Source organism: Hominisplanchenecus murintestinalis, from assembly GCF_943193015.1.
In the GTDB taxonomy this organism is placed as follows: Bacteria; Bacillota; Clostridia; order Lachnospirales; family Lachnospiraceae; genus Hominisplanchenecus_A; species Hominisplanchenecus_A murintestinalis.
This window is the reverse complement of the sequence record NZ_CALPCM010000001.1, coordinates 128,177-151,680: the sequence shown is the minus strand read 5'-3', so window position 1 is coordinate 151,680 and position 23,504 is coordinate 128,177. Positions and strand designations below refer to the sequence as shown.

The following is a 23,504-nucleotide window of genomic DNA, read 5'->3' as shown; positions in this document are numbered from 1 at the left end:
TATCTCCTATCTATTGCTTATAATTTCGTTCACCAAAGATTCCGGTTCCAACCCGTACCATCGTGGCGCCCTCTTCAATGGCTACCTGATAATCACCTGTCATGCCCATACTCAGATTGCACATAGTTACATTATCAATGTTTTTGCTTTTTATGTCAACATATAAATTTCTTAATTTTCTAAAAAATATCCTGTTTTCTTCGGCATTTTCCACAAAGGGGGCAATTGTCATCAGCCCTTCCACACGGATATTCGGAAGAGCCGATATCTTCTCAATAAATGCGAGCGTGTCTTCCTCATATATGCCAAACTTTGATTCTTCCCTGGCAATATTTACTTCCACCAGCACCGGCATCACAATCCCGCGCTTTCCTGCTTCCAGGCTGACTGCCTCTGCAAGCCTTTCTGAATCTACCGAATGAATCATACATGCCTTATCAATGATATATTTGATTTTATTCCGCTGAAGATGCCCTATCATATGCCAGCGTATATCTGTTGGCAGCGTCTCCTGCTTCTCCCTCAGCTCCTGGGGCTTATTTTCCCCAAAGTCACGGCTGCCTGCCGCATATGCCTCCTCCAGCATACTTATGGGCTTTGTCTTGCTGACAGAAATCAGAGTTACATCCTCACGTTTTCTTCCGCTCCTGCTACATGCGGCACATATATTTCTTTCAACCTCTTCCAGATTCTGCTTAATCATCCTATTACCTCGCTATAATATCCTGGTCGTTTACTGTTGATGCGTCCAGTGCAATATGGTCATATTCTGAGAGTCCAAAAGTCGCACCTTCCTCTATAATGCAGTATTCTTCATTCTTATCCAGTATCGTAATCTCACGGAATACAGCATATCCTTTGTTAATATTATAAACACCCTCCAGCGTCTCGCTGTCGCTAATCGTATAGATTGGTTTCTCATCTGCCAAAATAACATCTCCATCCGAAACCTGTGTACTGTCTATCAGAAAATATGCTTTCTCATCTTTATATACCGTCGCAGTAACATATTTTGGAGCCTTCGAACCATCCTTTTTTTCTATCTGTTTTACGATGCTGATTTCCTTTGGTTTTTCCCCGTCATACGTGGCAAATTCTTTCGGTATTTTATAGAACGTCTTATTTGCTATCGCTGAATTCGGAATCTTCAAGCCTGTCGTCCGGTCAAGCAAAAGTTCAATTTCCAGAAAACGCTCCCCGGAATATCGTATTAACGATGTTTCCATATCAATTTTTCCGAAACTGCCGTCATTATTGTGAAGAATGCTAAAGTCTCCGCTAAAAATAGTACCATCCTTCAAAAAACGGAAACGGATGGATTTCCTTCCGTCAAGCTCGCTTTCCATCTCCTTGTTCACTGGAAAAAGCAACGACCATTTTTCATCCGTCAAAAGCTTGTAAAGACAATCTCCGTTGGATACAGTGCCATTTACCCGGAAATTTGTTTTCTGATAAGCCATCTGGTCAAAGTCTGCCTGTTTTACACTTTCAGCCTGCATGTTTTCATAGCCATCCATAGAATAAACCACAATCCCTTCCTGCGGGGCAGTGTACAAATTTTCTATCCCCCAGGCTTCCGGGTCGGAGAGACTGCTCACATTGGCAAGCTCCAGAATGCTGCTTTCCACATCTGATCTGAAATTGTAAACTGCCTGATAGGATACAGAATCATAGTTCATGGCAAACGTAGACATCTGACTGCGAAGCTTTAATATCATCTCAGGATTATCTCCTGTCAATCCTGCCTCCATATTCTTCACAATATCCCTTTGCTTTCCCGACACATCAACGGAACAGACGCCGTTTCCCATTCCAACTTTCTGACCTTCCCGCGCATAATAGCTGACCGTTCCGCTCTGGCTTGCCTTCACAAGCACTTCTGATTTCAAAGTGAGCGCTGTATAACGGTAATTTCCTGTCAGAGGTCCTGCTGTTACTTCATAGGCTGTCACATGCTCTGTCTGCAGATACAGCACAAGGCAGATAACCATATAAACAAAAAGGACGCCAAACATAATCGTGCCTATATTAAAAAAGGAATATTTTTTGTGTTTCGAAATCTTACTTTTTTTATCCTTCACCAAAGCAAAACCTCCTTTTCCCAATTATTCTAACACGAACAGAACTCTGGGACAAGTGAAAAGTTCGTGGTATAAAAACACCAAAAGCGGTAAAAATAGGATTATTACATGACAAGGAGGCATTAGAAATGGACAGTAGAGGAATCGATTATACTTGTCTGACACTCATAATCATTGGCGCTGTTAACTGGGGACTCATTGGCTTCTTCAAATTCGACCTGGTTGCTTTTCTGTTCGGGGACATGAGCTGGTTATCCCGAATTGTCTATGGCCTGGTAGGTGTCGCAGGACTTTATATGCTCAGCACTTACGGCCGTATCGGCAAAATGGGTACGGAATAATATCCTGCTGTTTTGTTACAGGGCAAAGGTTCTTATACGAAAAGCGCAGCACGGTCTTGCATATACAATGCCGCGCTGCGCTTTTTGTTCTGTGGTATGTATTACAACGAAACGATAACTTTTGATTTAGCTGTCTCTGGCAGTTCTGATGCGTCCAAAGAAATACCTAAAACAAAAGTAACGGAATATTTATCTCCTATCTCTTCTAACCGTGCCAGCGCTGCTTCAATATCACAATCCTCAAGCTTCGCAATCTTTAAGAAATTGTCAAGGTACATCTGCTCCAAATCATGATCCTGTGAAATCAGTCCGCAGATAAATCCCATAAATTCATCACCATTCTGAAGGTCGAATTCAGAGACGTCAATCAAACGGATCTTATTGTTCAACTCATACATGTGCTTACTGCTCTTATCAAGGTAAACAATGTTTCCATGTGCAGCCTTAATCTCTGCGTTTACCTTATCCAGTAACTGTTTCGTTTTTCCCTTGCCCTGTCTGCCTGCTATAATCTGTATCATTGTAATCTCCTCCTTTAGTCTTCTCGACACAAGTATTATGGTAAAATTATAATATATTATTCGAAAAAACACAACCTCTAATTGTTACTTTTAGACAATAATTCATTCATTTCTTCATAAAGGGTATCCTTCGATTCCGATTTCAGGATGATTGAGATAAACGGATCACCATATTTATTCTGGCTGTACAGGCAGAGACACGCCCCTGCCTCATCTGTCGTTCCTGTCTTTCCTCCGGAAACCATTACATCCGAGGGAGGAACTGCTTCATTTATAAAATAATGATTCGTGGATTCCCACATGACTCCCTTTTCTTCCCCTGCTGCGTCCGTATATTCAGCATAATAAGTATGCTGCCCAATGATATCCCGGAATTCTTCATATTTTAGCGCCTCATGAAACATCAGGTATATATCATAAGCTGTTGTATAATGATTCTCGTCCTGAAGTCCATGCGGATTTACAAAATGTGTGCCTGACGCGCCAATGTCTGCTGCCTCCTGATTCATCATTTCCACGAACTTCTCCACACTCCCGGCAATGTGTACGGCAATCGTCATCGCCGCATCATTTCCTGAATTAATCATTAATCCATACACAAGCTGGCGCAGGGTAAAGTGATCCCCCACATGGATTTCACATACAGAAGAACCAAATTCAATATTCTTGCATTCCTCGCCTACTGTAACCATTTCATCCAGATTGCCATACTTCAAGGCCACCAGAGTCGTCATAATCTTCGTAATGCTTGCAGGATATCTCTTCGCATGAAGCTCTTTCGCATAAATCACTTCATGTTCGGCCTCGTTAAACAGAGCTGCTGATTCTGCCGGCGCCTCAAATCCTTCCAGAGGCACATCGACCGCAGACACACATAAGTCACTTGCAAAAGACTCTGCCCTGCCATTTTCCTGCGTCATCTTACCGATGCCAAATATAGAGCTTGTCTTATCATACGCCATATCCAGAGAAATATCACGAATACGGAAAAACAACAGATATATGACAGCTATCAATACAACAATCAGAAACGCCACCAATATCAAAAACCTGCGTGCCGCTCTTTGTTCTTTCTCTCTTTGATTCATATTGGTTTCCTTATCTATACATTTCTCGCCATTCCAAATCGCCTCTTTCCAGAGACTTCACCATCAATTCTGCCGTAGCCAGATTCGTAGCCAACGGAATATTATACATATCGCAAAGACGCACCGTATGCATAATATCCGGCTCATGAGACTTTGGCTGCAGCGGATCCCGCAGGAAAATCACCAAATCCAGCTGATTATGCTCAATCTGCGCCCTCATTTGCTGTTCTCCCCCCAAATGCCCTACCAGGAATTTATGGATATTCAGATTTGTAACCTCCTCTACCAGCCTTCCCGTAGTCCCGGTTGCATATAACTCATGCCGGCACAAAATTCCCCGGTAAGCAATACAGAAATTCTGCATCAGCTTCTTTTTTGCATCATGTGCAATCAGTCCTATATTCATATTGAACCCCCCATCAATATTTTTTCATTTGAAGCCCCACATTCAATACCATCCCTATACCAATACAAAAACTTACTAATGAAGTAAGACCGTAGCTCACAAACGGAAGCGCTATTCCTGTATTCGGCAGCAACCCTGTGGCCACCCCAATATTGATTCCTGTTTGGAAAAATATCTGTGCCGCCAATCCACAGCAAAGCAGCATCCCGGCTAAATCCCTTGCTTTTTTGCCTATGCGTACACACTCAATCGCAATAATTAACTCCAGAATAATAATGATACAGCATCCTAAAAAACCTAATTCCTCTCCCGCCACTGCAAAAATAAAATCCGTCTGCGGCTCTGCAATAAAATTGCCGTTTTTCACTGAAGATACCACATTATTATTCAAACCTTTCCCATAAAGCTGCCCGGAACCGATAGCTATCTGGGAATTCAACTGCTGCAGCGCTGTATCAATATATTCCGGGTCTGTAGGACGCAGCCACGCCATAATTCTGTCATGCTGATAGCCCTTCAGAATTGTCTGATCCGGCTGCAGGATTAAACTGAAAAAAAGAATCACAAGCGGAACCGCTACTGCTATAATACCACCAATTATTTTATAACTCAACCCTCCAATAAAAATCATTGCACAAAACACCATCATAATGCTGATTGTTGTGGACAAGTCCGGCTGTTCCATAATAAGCACAAGCGGAATTCCAAGGCAAATTAAAGAAAACAGAATGATTTTCACCGTACTGATTTTTTCCTCATACTTTGAGAAAAGTTTCGCAAAAAACACAATCAAGACAATCTTCATGACATCGGAAGGCTGGAACCTGAAAAATCCTATATCAATCCAGCGCGTCGCACCATTTACATTTGTTCCGACCAGAAGAACCAGAACAAGCATACCTGTTCCAAGGACATAATAAATCCAGTAGAAATTCATCAGCCAGGAATAATCAATCAGAGATGCCGTAACCATCAGCACTAATCCGATTCCCAATCCGAAAATCTGCTTTTTCTGCACAGAATCCTGCGCACTGCCGATTACCATAATCCCAAGTACGGAAATCGCCGCCACCCAAAGAATGAGCCTGAATTTATAGTCCTTTAATTTGTATTGTCTTAACATGTTTTACACCTCGTCCTGACTCTCTCGAAATGTCCAATCGTATCTTTACTTTCATATGATCCAATTCTATGTATTTTGAAAGAACCTGCGATATGTCCTTCTTTATCCTGTCAGTAGTTTCCGGACTGCAGCACAGCCTGTCAGCAAGGATAACACCTTTCAGCCGCTCCCTGGCAATGCTCCCGGAGTTCTTCTTAAAAAATACACGGAAATCTCTCACTGTCCCATCCCTCTCAATTCTTTCTAAACAAACCTGTCATTCTGGAAAAAAAGGTTTCCGGTTTGCTCAATTCCATGAGGGGGACGGCCTCCCCGATGATTCGTCTGCTGATATTCAGAAACGCCTGGCCTGCACGGGTTTCTTCCCCCGCCAGGGGCTCTCCCTGGTTTGTAGAAATCACTACCCCTTCATCATCAGGCACGGCGCCAATTAAGTTTGCCGCCAGGATTTCCACTACATCATCTACAGACATCATATCGCCGCGGCGGATCATATCCATACGGAGACGGTTAATCAAAAGCTCTATCTTCTTAATTTCATTTGATTCCAGAAGCCCAATGATGCGGTCAGCATCACGGATAGCAGATACTTCCGGTGTTGTCACTACAATCGCTCTGTCAGCTCCGGCTATCGCATTTTTAAACCCCTGTTCAATCCCTGCCGGACAGTCAAGCAGGATATAATCAAAATGCTCTCTCAGCTCATCCGTAAGTTTTTTCATTTGCTCTGGGGTCACCGCCGTTTTATCGCGCGTCTGCGCCGACGGCAGCAGATAAAGGTTCGGAAAACGCTTGTCCCGAATTAATGCCTGTTTCTTCCGGCAGTTCCCTTCTATCACGTCCACCAAATTGTAGACGATTCTGTTTTCCAGTCCCATGACTACATCCAGGTTTCTAAGCCCGATATCGGTGTCAATCATGACTACCTTATGATTCAGCTTCGCCAGCCCTGTGCCGATATTCGCTGTGGCCGTTGTCTTGCCGACTCCGCCCTTGCCGGATGTCACTACGATTACTTCACTCATACTCTTATCCTCCTAAACCAGCGGCGTTCCCGGCGCCGCCTAAATCATTTCCGCAAAATCATTGCACGCTGTCTGATGTATTTTCTTCCTCCTCGGAAATGTCATTTAGAGTATCTCTGGAAATCTGCTTTACGTAAATGTGATTATCCTTTATGTATGCAATCTTAGGATCCATGCTGTATTCGCACGTATCCACGCGTTTCACGATCGCACTCCTTGCGATTTTATCTGCGATGCGTACCTGAATCGGTTTCATGACCAGGGCTGCCACTATGCACCCTCTGTCACCGCTCGCACCGGCGTATACATTGCCGCGGCAGGAACCGAGCACAATAATATTTCCTTTTGAAATTACATTGGCTCCGGGGTTTACATCCCCCAGAATTATCACACTGTGCTCCGTCTCCAGCACCTGCCCGGCGCGGAGGGTTCCGCGGTGAAACATCCCGTCACCCTCCTCTTGTTTTTCCTCTGCCAATTCTACTGCCTGCCGATAGTATTCCTCATGCTCCGGGATCTCATCTACAATACACAAAATATGGATGCCGGAATTGTTTACAATCGTATCTACTACCATCTTTTCCTGAGGCTTTGTCATCACCCTGCCCCGGAAGCTGACTGCCATCTTGGCATTTTTAAAAAAATTTGCGGATTCTTTAAATTTATCTGCAAGATCCAGCAACAGCTCATCAAAGGGGATTTTATCATCCAGTATGACAATAAGCCCATATTTATTGCTTTTTATGATTACCGTATTCCGGTTCATACTGTATGCCTCCAAACTCATTAATCCTGCACGGTATTATCCTCTGCCACTATTGTAGCGCTTCCTGTAATAATATCATTCTCCTCTTCAAGATTAAAGCGGTATTTCATAATATCTTTTGCTACCAACGCGGCATTCCGCGAAGTGTAGCCGTTCGTAATACGAATTGCCATCGCTATCTCCGGATTGTTGCACGGCGCATAGGAAATAAACAGCGCATGGTTTGCCTTATCCTCCCTCTGCTGCGCAGTCCCCGTCTTGCCCGCCATATCAAAATCGCCATACTCCTTGTTCATTTCCTTTATGGCAGAGCTGTTATTAACCACATCCCGCATCCCTCGATGAATCGTATCCCACAGCTCTGTGGGCAGCTCCAGTCGGTTGTGTACCACGGGCTCTGGCTCATCCAACGTCTTGCCAGAAGAATCTGTTACTTTTTGAAGCAGTGTCAAATCATAGCAGGTTCCGCTGTTCGCCAGAGTCGTCACATACCTCGCAATCTGGGATGTTGTATACGCCTGGTTCGACTGCCCCATCGCCGAACGGGTGGTATCTGCTGTCGCCATACGCGGCGCTATCTCGTCAATTTCAATCCCTGACTTTGCGTCAAATCCGTACATAGCGGCATATTTAGACAACCTCTCCATACCTTTGGCGTCGCTGTATTTCTCTTCTTCGTTGTCCGTTTTACCCAGCAGATAGCCAACTGTATTAAAATAGTAGTTACAGGATTCCTTGATAGCGTCTGACATTGCCAGTGGGCCGTGGGTACTAGGCGCTGACGGGGAATAAATCCAACAGTTGATCGGCGGATTTTCAGGAATCAAATCAAACTTTCCCTCGCAGTTCACATAGTCGTATAGCCCGATTACTCCCTCCTGGTATCCGGCGGTTGCCGATACCAGCTTGAACGTGGAACCGGGAGCCGTTTGCTCCTGCGTCGCCTTATTGTAAAACGGGCTGGACAAATCTGTGTTCAGCTTGTTATAGTAATCTGAATCCATATCGTTTGCCAGACGGTTATTATCATACCCCGGATACGTCACACACGCAAGAACATCTCCATTATCAGGATCCGTAATCACCACTGAACCGGAACACGGTTCCAGTGCGAGCTGTCCCGGCGTAATTTCCAGATTCAGTATTTTGGAACGAATAAAATCATAGGCGCTTATACCACCGGAAGACAGCTGATTGTAACTTTCATCATCCTGCTCCAGCACTCCCTGGTCATAAAGCAAAAGACACACATCTGCGCCGCTTAAGCTTCCTTCCATAATCATGTATTTATATATTTTTCGGCTGAACGTATCATCTTCAGACAGCTGTTCTTCAATAAAATCTGCCAGGGCATTGTTGGTTTCAGTGATATCCATATATTCACTGTCCACATCAAGTCCTGAAACATCCAGCCATCCTGCGGATATCGCATAGTCTAGATATTCCTGCATACTGATAGATTCATCTGTCGTCCACGCTTTATAGGTTTCATCATTTTTATCAATTTTATCCGCATCCAGAATTCCGGTACTTTGCGTCAGAAAATCATTTACAATATAGGACATATACGCCTGCCACTGCTCGTCCTCCATAACTTCGTCATAATCCTTATACGGCCTGGGATTTGCTGTGGTAAGCTGTTCTCTGATTTCCCGGAACACGGCCTTCTGTTTTGAGAGAAACGCCTGGTATACATTCTTCTCATTTTGCGTAGCATCGTCTGACGCCAGATGCTTGGCATCCAGCACATTATTCTCAAACAGAGCATAATATGCGTCATAAACGGCAATACGGATATCATCGCTGGAGTTTGTCCATTCGGTATTGAACTGCTTTTCATCAATCATATTCGCATAAACAATACCCGCAATGTACTGTTCCAGTATCTTATAAGCTGCAATCTGAAGCTCTCTGTCAATTGTAATATAAATATCATTTCCGGCCTGGGGAGCAACTTTTGAATCCTTCATCAGTACCTTTCCCATATTGTCCACGTACATCGTCTCCGATCCGTCTATGCCTTGAAGTTGGGACTCAAAAGACTTCTCCAGTCCTGATTTCCCCACTATGTCCGTATATTTATATATTTCATTGTCTTTATTCAGCGCTTCCATCTCTTCCAGGGATATCTGTCCCGTATATCCTATCAGCGGAGCGAAATACAGGCTGTCATTGTAAATGCGCAGGGAGTCCTCCACCACATCCACACCTTCATAGACATCTTTATTTTCCATAATAATGGACATTGTGCGCTCATTGATATCTTTTGCAAGGGTAGTGGACATATATTTTTGATAGCTGTTTGCCGCCACTTTACTCCGCATGATTGCCAGTTTCAAAATGGTTTCCTTACTCATCTCTGACTGCCGGGGAAGCTTTGCCTCTATAAGCTCCTCATCTGTATAATCAGGATTCAGAATGCCGTACATCTTCTCGCCGCACATATCTTCCATCATCTTATCGGGCGTGGCATTCTTCTGCTCATCATCCAGATCCTCAACATATGCCTCTCCATAGATGTCAGCTTTGAAACGCAGCAGATTTACGCCTTCACGCGTAAATTCATATTCATCGTTTTTGTTCAGGCGAATACCAAAATCCATCAGAATACTGTTTCCATTATCTTCTATTACACGCAGGATTCCATACATGCTGCTGTTCAGCGCTAGATTCTTGTCACGTTGTCTGCTATAGCTGCCATTATCTTCAAAAGTCACGGAGTACGCCAGCTTATTATATGCTAATGGATATCCGTTTCTATCGTATATTTCTCCACGTGTACTCTTTATCGTTCTTTCCTTTTTAATCTTCATGGTAAAGTCGGTCAAATAGCTTTCACCTTTAACAATCTGCAGATGAAAAAGCCTCTGTACCAGCGCAAATGCCAAGAGACAGAATACAAAAACAAGAATGGTTCCTCTCGACTCTCCCACCTTCGCAAGCTTTTTTCCCATAAATTTAAACAAGACTATCAACACTCCTTTGTTCTGCTTTCTCCAGTTTACGGTTCAACGCCAGCAGCAGACGATAGCAAAGCATCGTCAATATTGCAGTATAGATAACGCCGGGAATAATAACACGTCCCAGGTAGAAAAAGAAATCTGTCCGTCCCCGCAAAAGGAACCGGAATACATACTCCAGTATATGAAACGCCAAATCGCTGGCACAGACCAGGATAATGGGCATCTTGATATCATCATCATAAAAAATACGGAAACTAAATCCGTTAATATACCCTGTATACGTATAAAGCAGGGTATACACTCCAAGAATTCCCCCGCCAAAAAACACATCTGTGAGAATTCCACTCAAAAAACCAACGAACATCCCTTCCCTTTTTCCCCTCATCAGTGCAAAAGATACTGTGAACACCAGCATCAGGTTCGGCGTAACGGAAGCGAGGGATATCGTTTGGAGCAGCGTTGACTGCAAGAGAAATGCCGCCAAAACCAACACGAACATTACGATTCTTCTCTTCAATTTGCTGCCGCCTCCCCTCTTTTACTCTTCGTTTTGAGATTCACTTTCTGTTCCTGTTCCGCTTTCACTCTGAGAAGTATCCGGCGTAGCCGCGCCTTCCGTGTCAGCCTGGGCATCCAGGGACACTTTTGCATCGTCAATCTCTTTCAGTTCCTTAATTACAAGCACCTCATGGAGATGCCTGAAATCTACCATCGGCGTTATCGTTCCTGACTTTGTCAGATTATTAGAATCCATTCCCACATCACTGATATAACCAATCAGTATTCCCGGCAGGAATCTGTCGCTCACATCGGATGTCACGACTTTATCCCCCACTTTAACCCTGTCAGACTCATCTGTCAGCTTCACCAAGTTAATCTTTCCTTCATCTATCAGGCGCAAATCGCCAGCTATAATGCAGTTATCAGAAGTGGAGGTTACAGTTCCGGTAACGTTACTGTAATCATCAATAATAGAGCGCACCGTCGCCCAGTTTGGTCCCGTCTCTGTAATAATGCCCACCAGTCCTCCCTCTGTGATAACATTTTGGTTTACCAGAATCCCATCCTTAGACCCTTTATCAATCGTAAATACATTGAACCAGTTCCCGGTATCCTTTGCGATAATCCTGGCTCCTATTTTTTCATAATCATCATACTGCTGATCCAGCTCAAACAGTGCCTGCAGGCGGCTCAGCTCTTCCTTATCCTGTAAAAGCTGGCTGTTCTCTGCAGTCAGTGCGTCTACTTTTTCCTGCAATTCTTTGTTTTCAGCTACCAGGTCTGTAGAACTTTGAAAATATGCACTTTTATCCGTAATCCAGTTTCCCACTTCATTCAACCCATTCTGCACAGGTGTAATCACATATCCGGCTATATAGCGCAGCGGTCCTGTCGCTGCGTCCGTCACAAAACTCAAGACAATCAAAACCAGGCAGAATGCTGTAATCCCAGCCAGAATATATTTGCTTTTTAATGAATCATTGAACTTTTTCATGAAATTCCCTCTTTGCCATCCCTATTTGGTATTTTCGTCCCGCTACAGCTCCCTCAGCGGAAAGGCAAGCTTTCCGAGCTGCGGGTCATTCATAATCCGAACCAGCCCCCTGACAGTCGAAGCTGTCGGCTGCGGCACCTGATAAGTCGCTATTTCCAAATAACGTCCTGCATATTCCGCAAAATTTGGTATCTGTGACACACCTCCTGTCAAATATACCCCATTCCTCTGGATATCCGCTGCCAACTGGGGTGGGGTGCGCTCCAGGGTAATCTTTACGGCATCAACAATCTCTTTCAAAGAATCTGCAATTGCGTCATTTACATCCGCAGATGTAACAAGCACCGGAACCGGAAGCCCTGTTACGGTATGAATACCGTACACTTTCATCTGCTTTGGCACGCCATGAAGCAAATACGCCAGATTATTCTTCAGGATTTCTGAGGTTCTGCGCCCGATGCTCAAATCGCACCGACGGCGCACAATATTCCGTATATCTTCATCAAGCCGGTAACCGCCTATGCCAAGCCGTTTCCCCACAATAACTTTTCCTTCAGAAACAACACTGATATCTGTGGCAGACGCCCCGATATTTACCACTACGTTTCCCATAGGATGAAGCACCGGCATCCCGATCCCCGCCGCATCTGCCAATCCATTCTCAATAAGCGCCACGCGCTTTGAGCGGATACCTCCGGTCAAAAGCTGCTGAAATGCCATCCTTTCCAATTCACTGATACCAACAGGAACTGTCATAAGGATATCCGGATACTTTGTCACCGGATTTGTGTAACGTTTCAGCAAACGGTTCAGCACAATCCCCATATTCCTGACGTCTGCAATGCCCCCATTCTTCATAGGGCTCCCTGCTTCCACGCTCACCGGAGCCTTCTCATACATCTCAAAAGCTTTCAGACCGATAGCAATTACATGTGCTTTGTCCCGAACCGCAATCATATTTTTTTCATGTACATATTTTTTTTCATTTTTATCGCAGATTTTGATGGTATCTGTCCCCAAATCAACTCCGCAAATCTTCCGAAACAGCATATACATCCCTCTATTCAGCTTTCCAGGATACTGCTCTCCCGGAAACTCATGTATTTTCTATCCCCGATAATCACGTGATCCAGCAATTCAACTCCAAGAAACGCCCCTGCTTCCCTTACTCTTTCTGTAAACGCCAAATCTTCTCTGCTTGGTGTGGGATCGCCGCTTGGATGATTGTGTACCAGCACAATAGAAACTGCATGGTAATGCAGCGCTTGAATAAATATCTCTCGCGGTGAAACGGCAGAGGCATTGACTGTGCCTTTGGAAATAATCTGTTCCCCCAGAAGACGGTTCTTCGTATTCAAAAGCATAAGCGCCACCTGTTCCTGGTCGCTGTGCCGAAAATCTTCCATATAATAAGCGGCAATCGTGGACGGTTCATTAAAATGCAGCGCCTTTTCCGCTTTCTGCTTGGCAAGCCTCCTGGACAGCTCCAGCATACACTGAATCTGCACTGCCTTCACTTTCCCAACCCCACTGTGTTTCATTAAATCCGGAATGGTCAGCCTGTGAAGCCCTAAAATTCCTTCTTCTCCGGGAGTAGAAGATAAGAGACGCTTTGCAAGTTCAAGAGCCGGAAGCCCTTGCGCCCCTGTCCGCAGGATAACGCTTAAAAGTTCTGCGTCTGTAAGCATCTCTGCGCCATAAGCCATGCATTTTTCGTAAGGCTTGTCCATAACCGGAAGCTCTTTCATCGTATACTTATTATTCATAAATGTGCTTTTTTCAAACCCTCTCCCGTCTGAAAACTCAACTGCGCACTATAAACATGGTACATTCTAACACAAAATCCCCTTAATGTATACATGATTAATCTTAAATTTTTGTGTACTGATTCATAATCAATGCCGTCCCCGCATATCTGTGAATTTTCAAACACGCTCTAAACTACAGACGGCGCATATCTCCGCATCACAGCCTCAGCTACCTTTATGCCATCCATGGCAGCCGAAGTAATCCCTCCGGCATACCCGGCACCCTCGCCGCAAGGATAAATTCCTGCAACGCTGCCCTGCAGCTCTTCATTCCGCGGTATCTTTACAGGAGATGAAGTCCGGCTCTCCACCCCTGAGAGAACAGCATCTTTCCTGTCAAATCCGCGGATAATCTGTCCGCATCCCAGGATTCCCTCTTTTAAGGATTCATATAGTTCCTGCGGAAAACAAGACTTTAAATCCGCATATACAAATTCCCCTTTAATACCGGGTTCCACCTCTCCTGCCGCTCTGCTGGCAATACCCTGGCAGAAATCACCCAGAAGCTGTACGGGAACCTTCCCGTCCCCCGCCCGGTAAGCGGCCTCTTCCAGCTTTCTCTGAAAATGCATTCCCGCCAGCACATCCTTCCCTCCATAATCTGCAGGATTTACCGTTACGACCATAGCGCTGTTCGCATTTGCGCCGCCGCGGTCATGGTAGCTCATGCCGTTCACTGCCAGCATTCCCTGCTCTGAGGATGCATTCACTACATATCCGCCCGGACACATACAGAAAGAATAGCACCCTCTGCCATTCTCCAGCCGTCTGGTAAGTTTATAGTCTGCTGCCGGAAGTACATTCCCCCGCTCCCTCCCATACTGGGAAAAGTCAATCATATTCTGCGGATGCTCAATACGCACGCCAACTGCAAAGGATTTTGCTTCCATAGCCACAGCTTTCCGGTTCAACATCTCAAAAGTATCCCTGGCGCTGTGTCCAATCGCCAGCACCAGTACGTCACAGGGAATCCAGATTCCATGATTAATTTCCACTGCCGAAACCCCGCCCTTTTCTATTTGTATATCTGTCATCCTGCTTCGGAAATGCACATCCCCGCCCAATGCAAGAATCTCCTCCCTGATATTTTTCACTACATCCCGAAGGATATCCGTACCAATATGCGGTTTATTCAGCCACAAAATTTCTTCCGGGGCGCCGGCTCCCACAAAACTCTCCAGCACATAGCGGTTCCTGCCCGTAGAATCTTTCACTGCTGTATTCAGCTTTCCGTCTGAAAATGTCCCTGCGCCTCCTTCCCCAAACTGAACATTCGATGTTTCGTCAAGTATCCCTGTCTTCCAGAAAAATTCCACTTTTTTCTGCCTCTCCTCTACACAGTCTCCCCGTTCCAAAATCACCGGGCAGTATCCTGCCCTCGCCAGGGCCAGACCGCAAAAAAGCCCCGCAGGGCCTGTACCAATGATAACAGGGCGCCGTGAAAGGCGGCAGCTTCCCTGCTTCGGAAAATGATATTCCTTCTTTTCTGCTTTCTGGATATTCGCAGCTTTCGCACGCCTGAGCACGCTTTCCTGTCCTTTCACTTTCACGTCTACTGTATAGACAAATTTAATTTGAGGCTTTTTTCTGGCGTCAACAGACTGCTTGACAAGCTCCCAGGAAATAAGGTCACTCTGTTTTATCTTTAATACCTTTAAAATTTCCTGCTCCAAATCCCCCTGCGTATGGGGAACATTTACCTTCAACTGCCCGATTCGAATCATACTTTCCTCCCTGCACTGCTTCCTGCTATATGCCCGCTCGCCCATGCCCACTGTAGATTATATCCCCCGCACGCCCCGTCTACATCCAGCAGCTCCCCCGCCAGATATAACCCCGGAAATATTTTGGATTCTAATGTTTCTGCACAAATTTCCTCTGCCGGAACGCCGCCTGCGCATACTTGCGCCATCTCAAATGACTTTGTCCCCATCACTTCCAGCGTCAGGTTTTTAATAAACGAAACTGCATTTTCGCAAAAATTCTCTCTGTTTTTCCCATACAATTTCAAAAATGCCCGGATAATCTTTTCCTTCCATACCCCCGCCAGCAGTTCTGCCGCCGATTTCTCCGGGAAACAAGCACTTTTTTGTTCCATCAGCTCTTTAATCTCTGTTCGGCTATACTCTGGCATCATGTCCACATGCAAGCGCACATTCTTCTGTTCACCTAAAGCTTCCGCTGCAAACCGGCTAAGCTGGAATACCACAATTCCAGATACTCCATAGTCTGTCCACTGCAGCTCCCCGGAATCCTGATACACGGTTTTTCCATCAATTTCCAAGGCAAGCTTCACATAGTTTCTGGTTCCTGAAAGCATACGCGGAATACTTCCCCGGACTTTCAGCGGAACAAGCGCCGGATAAACCGGGCGCAGGCTATGCCCGCATTTCCTGGCCAGCTCATAACCGCTTCCGTCAGAACCAGTCTGCGGCGCTGCCATTCCTCCGGCACACAGGATTACATCATCACATACATATTTCCACGCAGCCGTGTGTACAGCAAAGCCTTCCTCTGTCTGACGGATTTCCGTCACCCGCTCCTTATATTTCATTTTAACCTTTAAACGCCGGATTTCCTGCATCAGAACCTCCAGCACACTTCCCGCCTGGTCTGTATAAGGATAAATATATCCATCCCGTTCCCGCGTCAAAAGCCCCAGTCCATGAAAAAATTCCAGGGTTTTTTCTGCCGGAAACTTCCTCAGAACCCGGCTCACAAAATCTTCTTCTGCTCCCCGGTATGTGTTCTTTTCCGGCGCTTTCCTATTCGTAAGGTTGCACCTGCCGTTTCCGGTAACCAGTAACTTTTTGCCCGGCTTTTCCATCTGTTCCAGTACAGTCACAGCAGCGCCCTGCCGTGCCGCAGTAATGGCTGCCATCAGTCCCGAAGCCCCTGCGCCTACGATAATGACTCTTTTCATAATCATTTTCTTTCCTTTTTACAGTTCTTTCACTACCCCTGCATCCAGCAGATTCTGCAGCGATTTCAGAATCCCCAGCTTCGCATGATACCATGTCAGACCGCCCTGGAAATACACTGCATAAGGCGGTTTTATCGGACCGTCGGCTGAAAGCTCAATCGAAGAACCCTGCACGAACGCGCCCGCTGCCATAATAACATCACTATCATATCCCGGCATCGCCCACGGTTCGGGAGTCACATAACTGTCTACCGGAGCCGCTGCCTGGATTCCTTTACAAAATTCTACTACGCCCTCAGGACTTCCAAATGTTACCGCCTGGATAATATCGTGCCGGCTCTCGCTTCCATTCGGCACCACTTCAAATCCCAGCCTTTCATAGATATTCGCCGCAAATACTGCGCCCTTTAATGCTCCTGCAACCACTGTAGGAGCCAGGAAAAGCCCCTGGTAAAAGGACTGCATCACCCCCAGGGATGCTCCCACCTCACGCCCCAGTCCGGGAGATGTCAAACGATACGCCGCATTTTCAATGCATTCTTCCGTTCCTGCAATATATCCGCCAATGGGCGCCAGCCCGCCGCCCGGATTCTTAATTAAAGAACCCACTACCATATCAGCCCCCATATCCGAGGGCTCCTTGATCTCCACAAACTCCCCATAACAATTGTCCACCATACAGAGGATATCCTTACGTATACTCTTTACAAAAGCAACAGCTTTGCCGATTCTCTCCACCGAAAGTGTCGGGCGCGTCTGATACCCCTTCGAGCGTTGAATCGCTACCAGTTTCGTTTTCGGTGTGACTGCACGGCGGATTTCCTCAAAATCAAAGTTTCCGTCCCCCCGCAAGTCTACCTGGCGGTACGTAATGCCGTACTCTGCCAGCGACCCTTTGGACGGCCGGATACCAATAACTTCTTCTAATGTATCATAAGGCTTTCCTGATATAGATAAAAGTTCATCTCCTGGTCTTAGATTTGACATGAGCGCCAGAGCGAGCGCATGGGTTCCGCAAGTAATCTGCGGCCGCACCAGCGCTGCCTCCGTATGGAACACAGCTGCATACACTTCCTCCAGCTTGTCACGTCCTAAATCATTATAACCATATCCGCTGCTGCTGTTAAAGCACTCTGCCCCTACCCTGCACTCCTGCATAGCTCCAATGACCTTTAGCTGGTTGTATTCCGCTACAGCGTCAATTTCCCAAAACCGTGTTTTTAATTCTTCTTCTATTTTCTGCCCAAAATCCAATACCGCTTCGCTGATTCCCAGCCTGCGGTAGCTATTCTCCAATATATCCATTGCCATCTTTGTCCAAAATCCCTCGTTCTTTCAGGACTTGTACCATCCTTTCTAAGATTTCTTTATCATCATATGCAAACGCCTCTTTGTCAATCCTGCAGACGTCCCGCTCCCTCCGGAACCAGGTAAGCTGCCGCTTGGCAAAGTGGCGGGTATCTCTTTTTAAAATATACACAGCCTCTTCAAGCGTACATTCCCCATCCAGATAACTCAGGATTTCTTTATATCCCAGCCCCTGCATGGAAACCATGTCTCTTGTATACCCCTTTTCCTTTAACGCCTTTACTTCATCAACCAATCCGTCCGCAAGCATCCTGTCTACCCTCGCGTCAATCTTCTGATACAGCCTGTCCCTCCTGTCATCCAACACAAAGTACGCAAACTGATACGGTGATTCCTTCTGTCGTTCCTTTGCATTATGCTCTGAAATCGGTTCCCCGGTCTCATGAAAATATTCCAGCGCGCGGATTACCCGTTTTACATTATTCGCATGAATCTGCCGGGCAGACGCGGCGTCCACTTCCGCCAGCATCCGGTGCAGGTATTCATTCCCCTTATCCTTTGCCAGCGCTTCCAGCTCTCTCCGAAACCCATTGTCCTCACCGTTTTCCGTAAAATCAATATCATAGAGCACAGCCTGGATATAGAATCCGGTTCCTCCCACCAGAATAGGAATCCTGCCTCTCCCATAAATTTCTTTGATGCACCTGTCTGCATACGCTTTGAACTTCACGACATGGAACTCTTCATCCGGCTCCAATATATCCACCAGATGGTGAGGGACTCCCCCCATCTCATCCGGCATAATCTTGGCCGAACCGATATCCATATGCTTATAGACCTGCATAGAATCCGCAGAAATGATTTCCCCACCCACCAGCTTCGCCAGCCGTATCGATAGTTCTGTTTTTCCCACCGCCGTGGGCCCGGTCAATACAATTAATGGCTTTTTCATATCACACAATTCTCTTAAACTTTTTCTCCATTTCATATTTTGTCATAGAAATAATGGTAGGCCTTCCGTGTGGGCAGTTGTAAGGATTCTCTAATCTCAGCAGCTCATCAATCAGGGCGTCCGCCTCTGCCGCAGACATCTGATGATTTCCCTTCACCGCCGCCTTGCAGGACATGGACGCAATCTTTTCATTAATCATCTCCGCCTGCACACGCCCTGGCTGCTCCGCCATGCCGTCCAGCATCTCCAAAAATAACTCTCTCTGCGCGATTCCATACAGATTCGCCGGAACTGCACTCACAGCATATTCCCTCCCGCCAAAAGGCGAAATTTCAAATCCCAGCCGCGTAAAATGCTCCATGTAACGTTTCAGCAGTTCTTCCTCCTGCATACTCAACGTCAGAATCATAGGCGGGGAAAGCTGCTGGGAAGTAAACTCCTTATTCTCCAGATTTTTCATCGTCCTCTCATACAGCACCTTTTCATGGGCGGCGTGCTGATCAATGATATAAAGCTTTTCATTGAATTCTACCAGCCAATAAGTACCGAATACCTGTCCAATCAAGCGGTGCTCACGTGCGCTTTCCTGTGAGAGAAATTTCAGTTCCATCTGCCGTCCCGCCGGCTGTGCATGTGCCGCTTCCTCTTTTCGTTCTCCTGTATCCGGCGCTTTCACAGGCTCAGCTTCTGCTCTCCCCTCCTGCGCCGTCCCCGGAATCTCCGCCGAAACCCTTGCCAGTGTCCCGGGCTTTTTCTCCGTAAGATAAGGCTTCATCATCTGCTCTGGAGACGTACCCTGCCCGGCCGAACCATATTTCATAAACGCATCTATTTCCTTTGGCGTCGGCAGCACGCCCTTCTTTTCTCCATCATAAAGGGAACGCTCTTCACGTATCTGTTCCCGCCTGTTTTTCTCAAAAGGCTCGGGAATAGCGGATGGCTTCTTCATCTGCGGTACATCTGTTTTTCTCTTTTCATCTTTGACAGATACCTCCGGAATCATTTCCCGGTGGGAAAGCCCTTGTTTTACCGCATGGTACACCATCTGATACATCTTCTGCCCGTCGGCAAAACGCAGTTCCATCTTTGTAGGATGGACATTAATATCCAGGATTCTCCCATCAACTGTAAACTGCAGCGCTGTAAACGGATATTTATGCTGCATCATAAATGTCTTATAGCCGTCCTCAATTGCCTTGGCGATAATACTGCTTTTGATATAACGCCCATTGATAAAATAATTCTCATAATTTCTGTTTCCCCTGGAGATGACAGGTTTTCCGATAAATCCATCAATAGAAACATCCTCATCCTCCACATGGATTTCTACCAGATTGGCCGCAATATCCCTTCCGTAAATACCATAGATAATGTCCTTCAGGTTCGTATTCCCCGACGTATGCAGCTTCGTCTGATTGCTATTTATAAATTTAAATGCAATCTCCGGATGGGACAGCGCCATACGCTCCATCAAATCGCTGATGTACCCCGCCTCGGTCATAGGGCTCTTCAAAAATTTCTTTCTCGCCGGAGTGTTATAAAAAATATTCCGTACCAGAAACGTCGTCCCCTCCGGCGCGCCAATCTCATCCATCCCTTTTTCCGTACCGCCCTCAATGAGGTACCTGCATCCCATCAGGTTCCCTGCCGTTTTCGTAATCAGCTCTACCTGACACACAGCGGCAATACTGGAGAGCGCTTCCCCCCGGAAGCCCAGTGAGGCCACATTTAGCAAGTCCTCTACCTTAGAAATTTTGCTGGTAGCATGGCGCAGGAAAGCCAGCGGAACCTGAGATGTTTCGATTCCCTCCCCGTTATCCGTGATTCGGATGAAAGAAATGCCTCCTTCTTTGATTTCTACCGTAATGGCATTTGCCCCCGCGTCAATCGCATTTTCCACGAGCTCTTTCACAATGGAAGCTGGGCGTTCTATGACCTCGCCCGCTGCAATTTTATCAATGGTATTCTGGTCTAAAACTGCGATATTTTTCATCTTCCCCACCTGTTTTTCAGTTTCTGCTGTAAACGGTAAATTGTATTTAACGCGTCAAGCGGCGTCATATTTCCCACATCAATTTCACTTAATTCTTTCATAATGTCCTCTTCGCGCACAGTCTCAAACAAGGACATCTGCGCCACATCCACCTGGTCATATTTCTTCTGCTTCTTCGGTTTCTTCTTTTCTCCGTACTCTGCTTTAATTTCGCTGACTTTATCTGTGATATCCGCATTGCTCAGCTCCTCAGCCAATTCCTTGGCACGCTCAATCACCGTATCCGGGACTCCCGCCAGCTTCGCTACCTGGATACCGTAGCTCTTATCCGCGCCTCCCTTTACGATTTTCCGCAGGAATACAATGTCATCACCTTTTTCTTTCACAGCAATGCAGTAATTATGAACAGCGTCTATCTTTCCCTCCAGCTCAGTCAGCTCGTGGTAATGGGTCGCAAACAGGGTCTTTGCTCCCAGAAGCTTCGGATTGCTGATATGCTCTACCACTGCCCAGGCAATGCTCAAACCGTCAAAGGTGCTGGTTCCCCTTCCAATTTCATCCAAAATCAGCAGACTGTTCCGGGTAGCGTTCCGAAGGATATTCGCCACTTCCGTCATTTCCACCATAAAAGTACTCTGGCCGGAAGCCAAATCATCCGACGCGCCCACACGGGTAAAAATCCTGTCTACAATTCCAACCTTTCCGCTGTCTGCCGGGATAAAGCTTCCAAGCTGCGCCATCAGCACAATAAGCGCGGTTTGGCGCATATAGGTAGATTTTCCAGCCATATTCGGCCCTGTGATAATAGATATCCGGTTGCTTCCATTATCCAGATAAGTGTCGTTGGAAATAAACATATCATTGTTTATCATTTTTTCTACCACCGGATGACGGCCGCCTTTAATGTCAATCATACCCTTTTCATTCATATCAGGCCGCACGTAATGATTATGCTCCGCCACCAGGGATAGGGACGCAAATACGTCCGTCTGCGCAATCGCCTTTGCCGTCTGCTGAATCCGCACCACTTCTTTCGCAATCGTATCGCGGATTTCACAGAACATATCATACTCCATCGAAAACAGCTTGTCCTCCGCGCCCAGAATCATATCTTCCAGCTCTTTTAGCTCCGGCGTAATATAACGTTCCGCATTCGTCAGCGTCTGCTTCCGTGTATAGCGTTCCGGCACCAAATCCTTAAAAGAATTTGTCACTTCAAGATAGTATCCAAATACTTTGTTATATTTGATTTTCAGGTTCTTGATTCCTGTCGAATCCCTCTCCTTTGCCTCAAGCTCTGCCAGCCAGGTTTTACCTTCCGTTTTGGAATTCCGCAGCTTGTCAATCTCCTCGCTGTACCCGGTTTTGATAATGCCGCCTTCTTTGATGGCAATCGGCGGCTCCTCCGTAATCGATGCGTCAATCAAGTGAAAAATGTCCTCCAGCGCATCCAGCTGTTCCTCTATCTCCAGCAGAAGCTCTGATCGAAACCCTTTCAAAATATACTTAATATGCGGAAGCATTTCCAGGGAACTTTTAAATGCAATCAAATCCCTGGGATTTGCCGATTTATAACTGATTTTGCTGATTAAACGCTCCAAATCATACACTGGGTTCAAATATTCCCTGATTTCTTCCCGACAGATGGCATTTCCATTTAACTCCTCCACGGCGTCCAGCCTGCGGTTAATTTCCTTTTTGTCAATCAAAGGCTGTTCAATAAAACTGCGCAGCATTCTCGCACCCATAGCGGTCTTTGTCTTATCCAGCACCCACATCAGAGAGCCTCTTTTCTGCTTTTCCCGCAGAGTTTCGCACAGTTCCAGGTTTCTTCTCGTGGAGCTGTCAAGAATCATGTATTTTCCAGTCACATAGGGAGTCAGCCGCGTCAGGTTTGACAAAGAACTTTTCTGAGTTTCAAGAAGATACTGCAAAAGGGCTCCCGCCGCAATCACACCGCAGTTATAATCCCCAAGCCCCAGCCCCGCCAGAGTCTTTACCTCAAAATGCTCCATCAGGGCACGCCTGCACAAATCATCGTCAAAATACCAGGATTCCAGGGAATACACGGTAATCCCCATCCGGGACTTCATATCCTCCACATCTATACCGCTCACATAAAACGGCTCATTGCAGATAATCTCTGCGGGAGAAAACTTCGTAATCTCATCCATAAGCTTTCTGGAACTGTCAAGCTCCGTCATAAAATAATCTCCTGTGGTAATATCTGAGACTGACACTCCATAGCGGTCTGCCATGTAGACAATACACATAATATAATTATTTTTCGTCTCATCCAATGCCTGAGTATTCAGGTTTGTACCCGGCGTAACGATACGTATAACTTCCCGCTTCACAATCCCTTTCGCCTGTTTTGGATCCTCCACCTGTTCACAAATAGCCACCTTATATCCTTTGGATACCAGCTTATTCAGATATCCTTCCACTGCATGATAGGGTATCCCGCACATGGGCGCCCGTTCTGCCTGCCCGCAATCCTTCCCGGTGAGGGTAATTTCCAGCTCCCGTGACGCCGTAACTGCATCGTCGAAAAACATCTCATAAAAATCTCCCAGCCGATAGAAAAGAATGCAATCCTTATACTGCTCCTTTGTGCTCATGTATTGCTGCATCATCGGCGTCAAACGTGCCGCATCTACTCTCATCTTTTCCCCTTTCTGATGCACTTGCCGCGTCATCTTTCCTCTAAA

General features: G+C 46.1%; 21 protein-coding genes. 1 reads left to right on the top strand and 20 read right to left on the bottom strand.

What is annotated here, in order from left to right; genetic code table 11:
• Nucleotides 1–10: 10 nt before the first annotated feature.
• Together NFR99_RS00655 and NFR99_RS00650 are read right to left on the bottom strand one after the other, a co-directional pair.
• Nucleotides 11–703: a YggS family pyridoxal phosphate-dependent enzyme gene (locus NFR99_RS00655; RefSeq protein ID WP_120480962.1), complete on the bottom strand. Its 693-nt coding sequence runs from the start codon at nt 701–703 to the stop codon at nt 11–13.
• Nucleotides 704–707: 4 nt separating this feature from the next.
• A complete protein-coding gene (locus NFR99_RS00650) occupies nt 708–2,081 on the bottom strand; it encodes a biotin/lipoyl attachment domain-containing protein (protein ID WP_135974817.1) in 1,374 nt (457 codons plus the stop codon).
• 128 nt (nt 2,082–2,209) lie between these two features.
• On the opposite strand from NFR99_RS00650, the gene NFR99_RS00645 reads away from it, so the two are divergent.
• The gene (locus tag NFR99_RS00645) at nt 2,210–2,422 is read left to right on the top strand and encodes a DUF378 domain-containing protein (RefSeq protein ID WP_120480964.1); all 213 of its coding nucleotides are present in this window, start codon (nt 2,210–2,212) and stop codon (nt 2,420–2,422) included.
• A gap of 101 nt (nt 2,423–2,523) precedes the next feature.
• Here the strand turns inward: NFR99_RS00645 and NFR99_RS00640 are convergent, their stop codons facing one another.
• From NFR99_RS00640 to mutS, 18 genes are all read right to left on the bottom strand, one after another.
• The gene (locus NFR99_RS00640; RefSeq protein ID WP_120480965.1) at nt 2,524–2,943 is read right to left on the bottom strand and encodes a twitching motility protein PilT; all 420 of its coding nucleotides are present in this window, start codon (nt 2,941–2,943) and stop codon (nt 2,524–2,526) included.
• Between the two features lie 77 nt (nt 2,944–3,020).
• Nucleotides 3,021–4,031, bottom strand: coding sequence for a D-alanyl-D-alanine carboxypeptidase family protein (locus tag NFR99_RS00635; protein WP_120480966.1), 1,011 nt, complete (start codon nt 4,029–4,031; stop codon nt 3,021–3,023).
• A gap of 10 nt (nt 4,032–4,041) precedes the next feature.
• Nucleotides 4,042–4,437: a methylglyoxal synthase gene (gene mgsA / locus NFR99_RS00630; RefSeq protein WP_120480967.1), complete on the bottom strand. Its 396-nt coding sequence runs from the start codon at nt 4,435–4,437 to the stop codon at nt 4,042–4,044.
• A 13-nt stretch (nt 4,438–4,450) separates the two neighbouring features.
• On the bottom strand, nt 4,451–5,560 hold the full coding sequence (locus tag NFR99_RS00625; RefSeq protein WP_120480968.1) for an FtsW/RodA/SpoVE family cell cycle protein: 1,110 nt from the start codon (nt 5,558–5,560) through the stop codon (nt 4,451–4,453).
• Nucleotides 5,529–5,780 (bottom strand): cell division topological specificity factor MinE, encoded by a 252-nt coding sequence (minE, locus tag NFR99_RS15520; RefSeq protein ID WP_158604762.1) that lies wholly within the window; start codon nt 5,778–5,780, stop codon nt 5,529–5,531. The genes NFR99_RS00625 and minE overlap by 32 nt, the downstream gene beginning before the upstream one ends.
• 13 nt (nt 5,781–5,793) lie before the next feature.
• On the bottom strand, nt 5,794–6,585 hold the full coding sequence (minD, locus tag NFR99_RS00620; RefSeq protein ID WP_120480970.1) for a septum site-determining protein MinD: 792 nt from the start codon (nt 6,583–6,585) through the stop codon (nt 5,794–5,796).
• A gap of 58 nt (nt 6,586–6,643) precedes the next feature.
• Nucleotides 6,644–7,351: a septum site-determining protein MinC gene (locus tag NFR99_RS00615; RefSeq protein ID WP_120480971.1), complete on the bottom strand. Its 708-nt coding sequence runs from the start codon at nt 7,349–7,351 to the stop codon at nt 6,644–6,646.
• A 20-nt stretch (nt 7,352–7,371) separates the two neighbouring features.
• The gene (locus tag NFR99_RS00610; protein WP_251352190.1) at nt 7,372–10,317 is read right to left on the bottom strand and encodes a penicillin-binding transpeptidase domain-containing protein; all 2,946 of its coding nucleotides are present in this window, start codon (nt 10,315–10,317) and stop codon (nt 7,372–7,374) included.
• On the bottom strand, nt 10,310–10,831 hold the full coding sequence (gene mreD, locus NFR99_RS00605) for a rod shape-determining protein MreD (protein ID WP_120480973.1): 522 nt from the start codon (nt 10,829–10,831) through the stop codon (nt 10,310–10,312). The genes NFR99_RS00610 and mreD overlap by 8 nt, the downstream gene beginning before the upstream one ends.
• A gap of 21 nt (nt 10,832–10,852) precedes the next feature.
• Nucleotides 10,853–11,809 carry a rod shape-determining protein MreC gene (mreC, locus tag NFR99_RS00600; RefSeq protein WP_120480974.1) on the bottom strand — a complete coding sequence of 319 codons (957 nt, stop codon included), beginning with the start codon at nt 11,807–11,809 and terminating at the stop codon, nt 10,853–10,855.
• Between the two features lie 42 nt (nt 11,810–11,851).
• Nucleotides 11,852–12,859, bottom strand: coding sequence for a rod shape-determining protein (locus NFR99_RS00595; RefSeq protein ID WP_168354715.1), 1,008 nt, complete (start codon nt 12,857–12,859; stop codon nt 11,852–11,854).
• A gap of 14 nt (nt 12,860–12,873) precedes the next feature.
• Complete coding sequence (gene radC / locus NFR99_RS00590) at nt 12,874–13,575, bottom strand: RadC family protein (protein ID WP_135974822.1); 702 nt, start codon at nt 13,573–13,575, stop codon at nt 12,874–12,876.
• Nucleotides 13,576–13,745: 170 nt separating this feature from the next.
• Nucleotides 13,746–15,341: an NAD(P)/FAD-dependent oxidoreductase gene (locus tag NFR99_RS00585; protein WP_120480977.1), complete on the bottom strand. Its 1,596-nt coding sequence runs from the start codon at nt 15,339–15,341 to the stop codon at nt 13,746–13,748.
• Nucleotides 15,338–16,546 (bottom strand): BaiN/RdsA family NAD(P)/FAD-dependent oxidoreductase, encoded by a 1,209-nt coding sequence (locus NFR99_RS00580; RefSeq protein WP_251352188.1) that lies wholly within the window; start codon nt 16,544–16,546, stop codon nt 15,338–15,340. The genes NFR99_RS00585 and NFR99_RS00580 overlap by 4 nt, the downstream gene beginning before the upstream one ends.
• A gap of 12 nt (nt 16,547–16,558) precedes the next feature.
• Nucleotides 16,559–17,851, bottom strand: a complete 1,293-nt coding sequence (locus tag NFR99_RS00575) for a methionine gamma-lyase family protein (RefSeq protein WP_330571528.1) — start codon at nt 17,849–17,851, stop codon at nt 16,559–16,561.
• Nucleotides 17,826–18,800, bottom strand: coding sequence for a tRNA (adenosine(37)-N6)-dimethylallyltransferase MiaA (miaA, locus tag NFR99_RS00570; protein ID WP_135974826.1), 975 nt, complete (start codon nt 18,798–18,800; stop codon nt 17,826–17,828). Before miaA ends, NFR99_RS00575 begins: the two co-directional genes overlap by 26 nt.
• 1 nt (nt 18,801) lies before the next feature.
• Nucleotides 18,802–20,793 carry a DNA mismatch repair endonuclease MutL gene (gene mutL, locus NFR99_RS00565; RefSeq protein ID WP_251352186.1) on the bottom strand — a complete coding sequence of 664 codons (1,992 nt, stop codon included), beginning with the start codon at nt 20,791–20,793 and terminating at the stop codon, nt 18,802–18,804.
• Entirely contained in the window at nt 20,790–23,429 is a 2,640-nt protein-coding gene (gene mutS, locus NFR99_RS00560) for a DNA mismatch repair protein MutS (RefSeq protein WP_120481087.1), read from the bottom strand. The genes mutL and mutS overlap by 4 nt, the downstream gene beginning before the upstream one ends.
• Nucleotides 23,430–23,504: the final 75 nt, after the last annotated feature.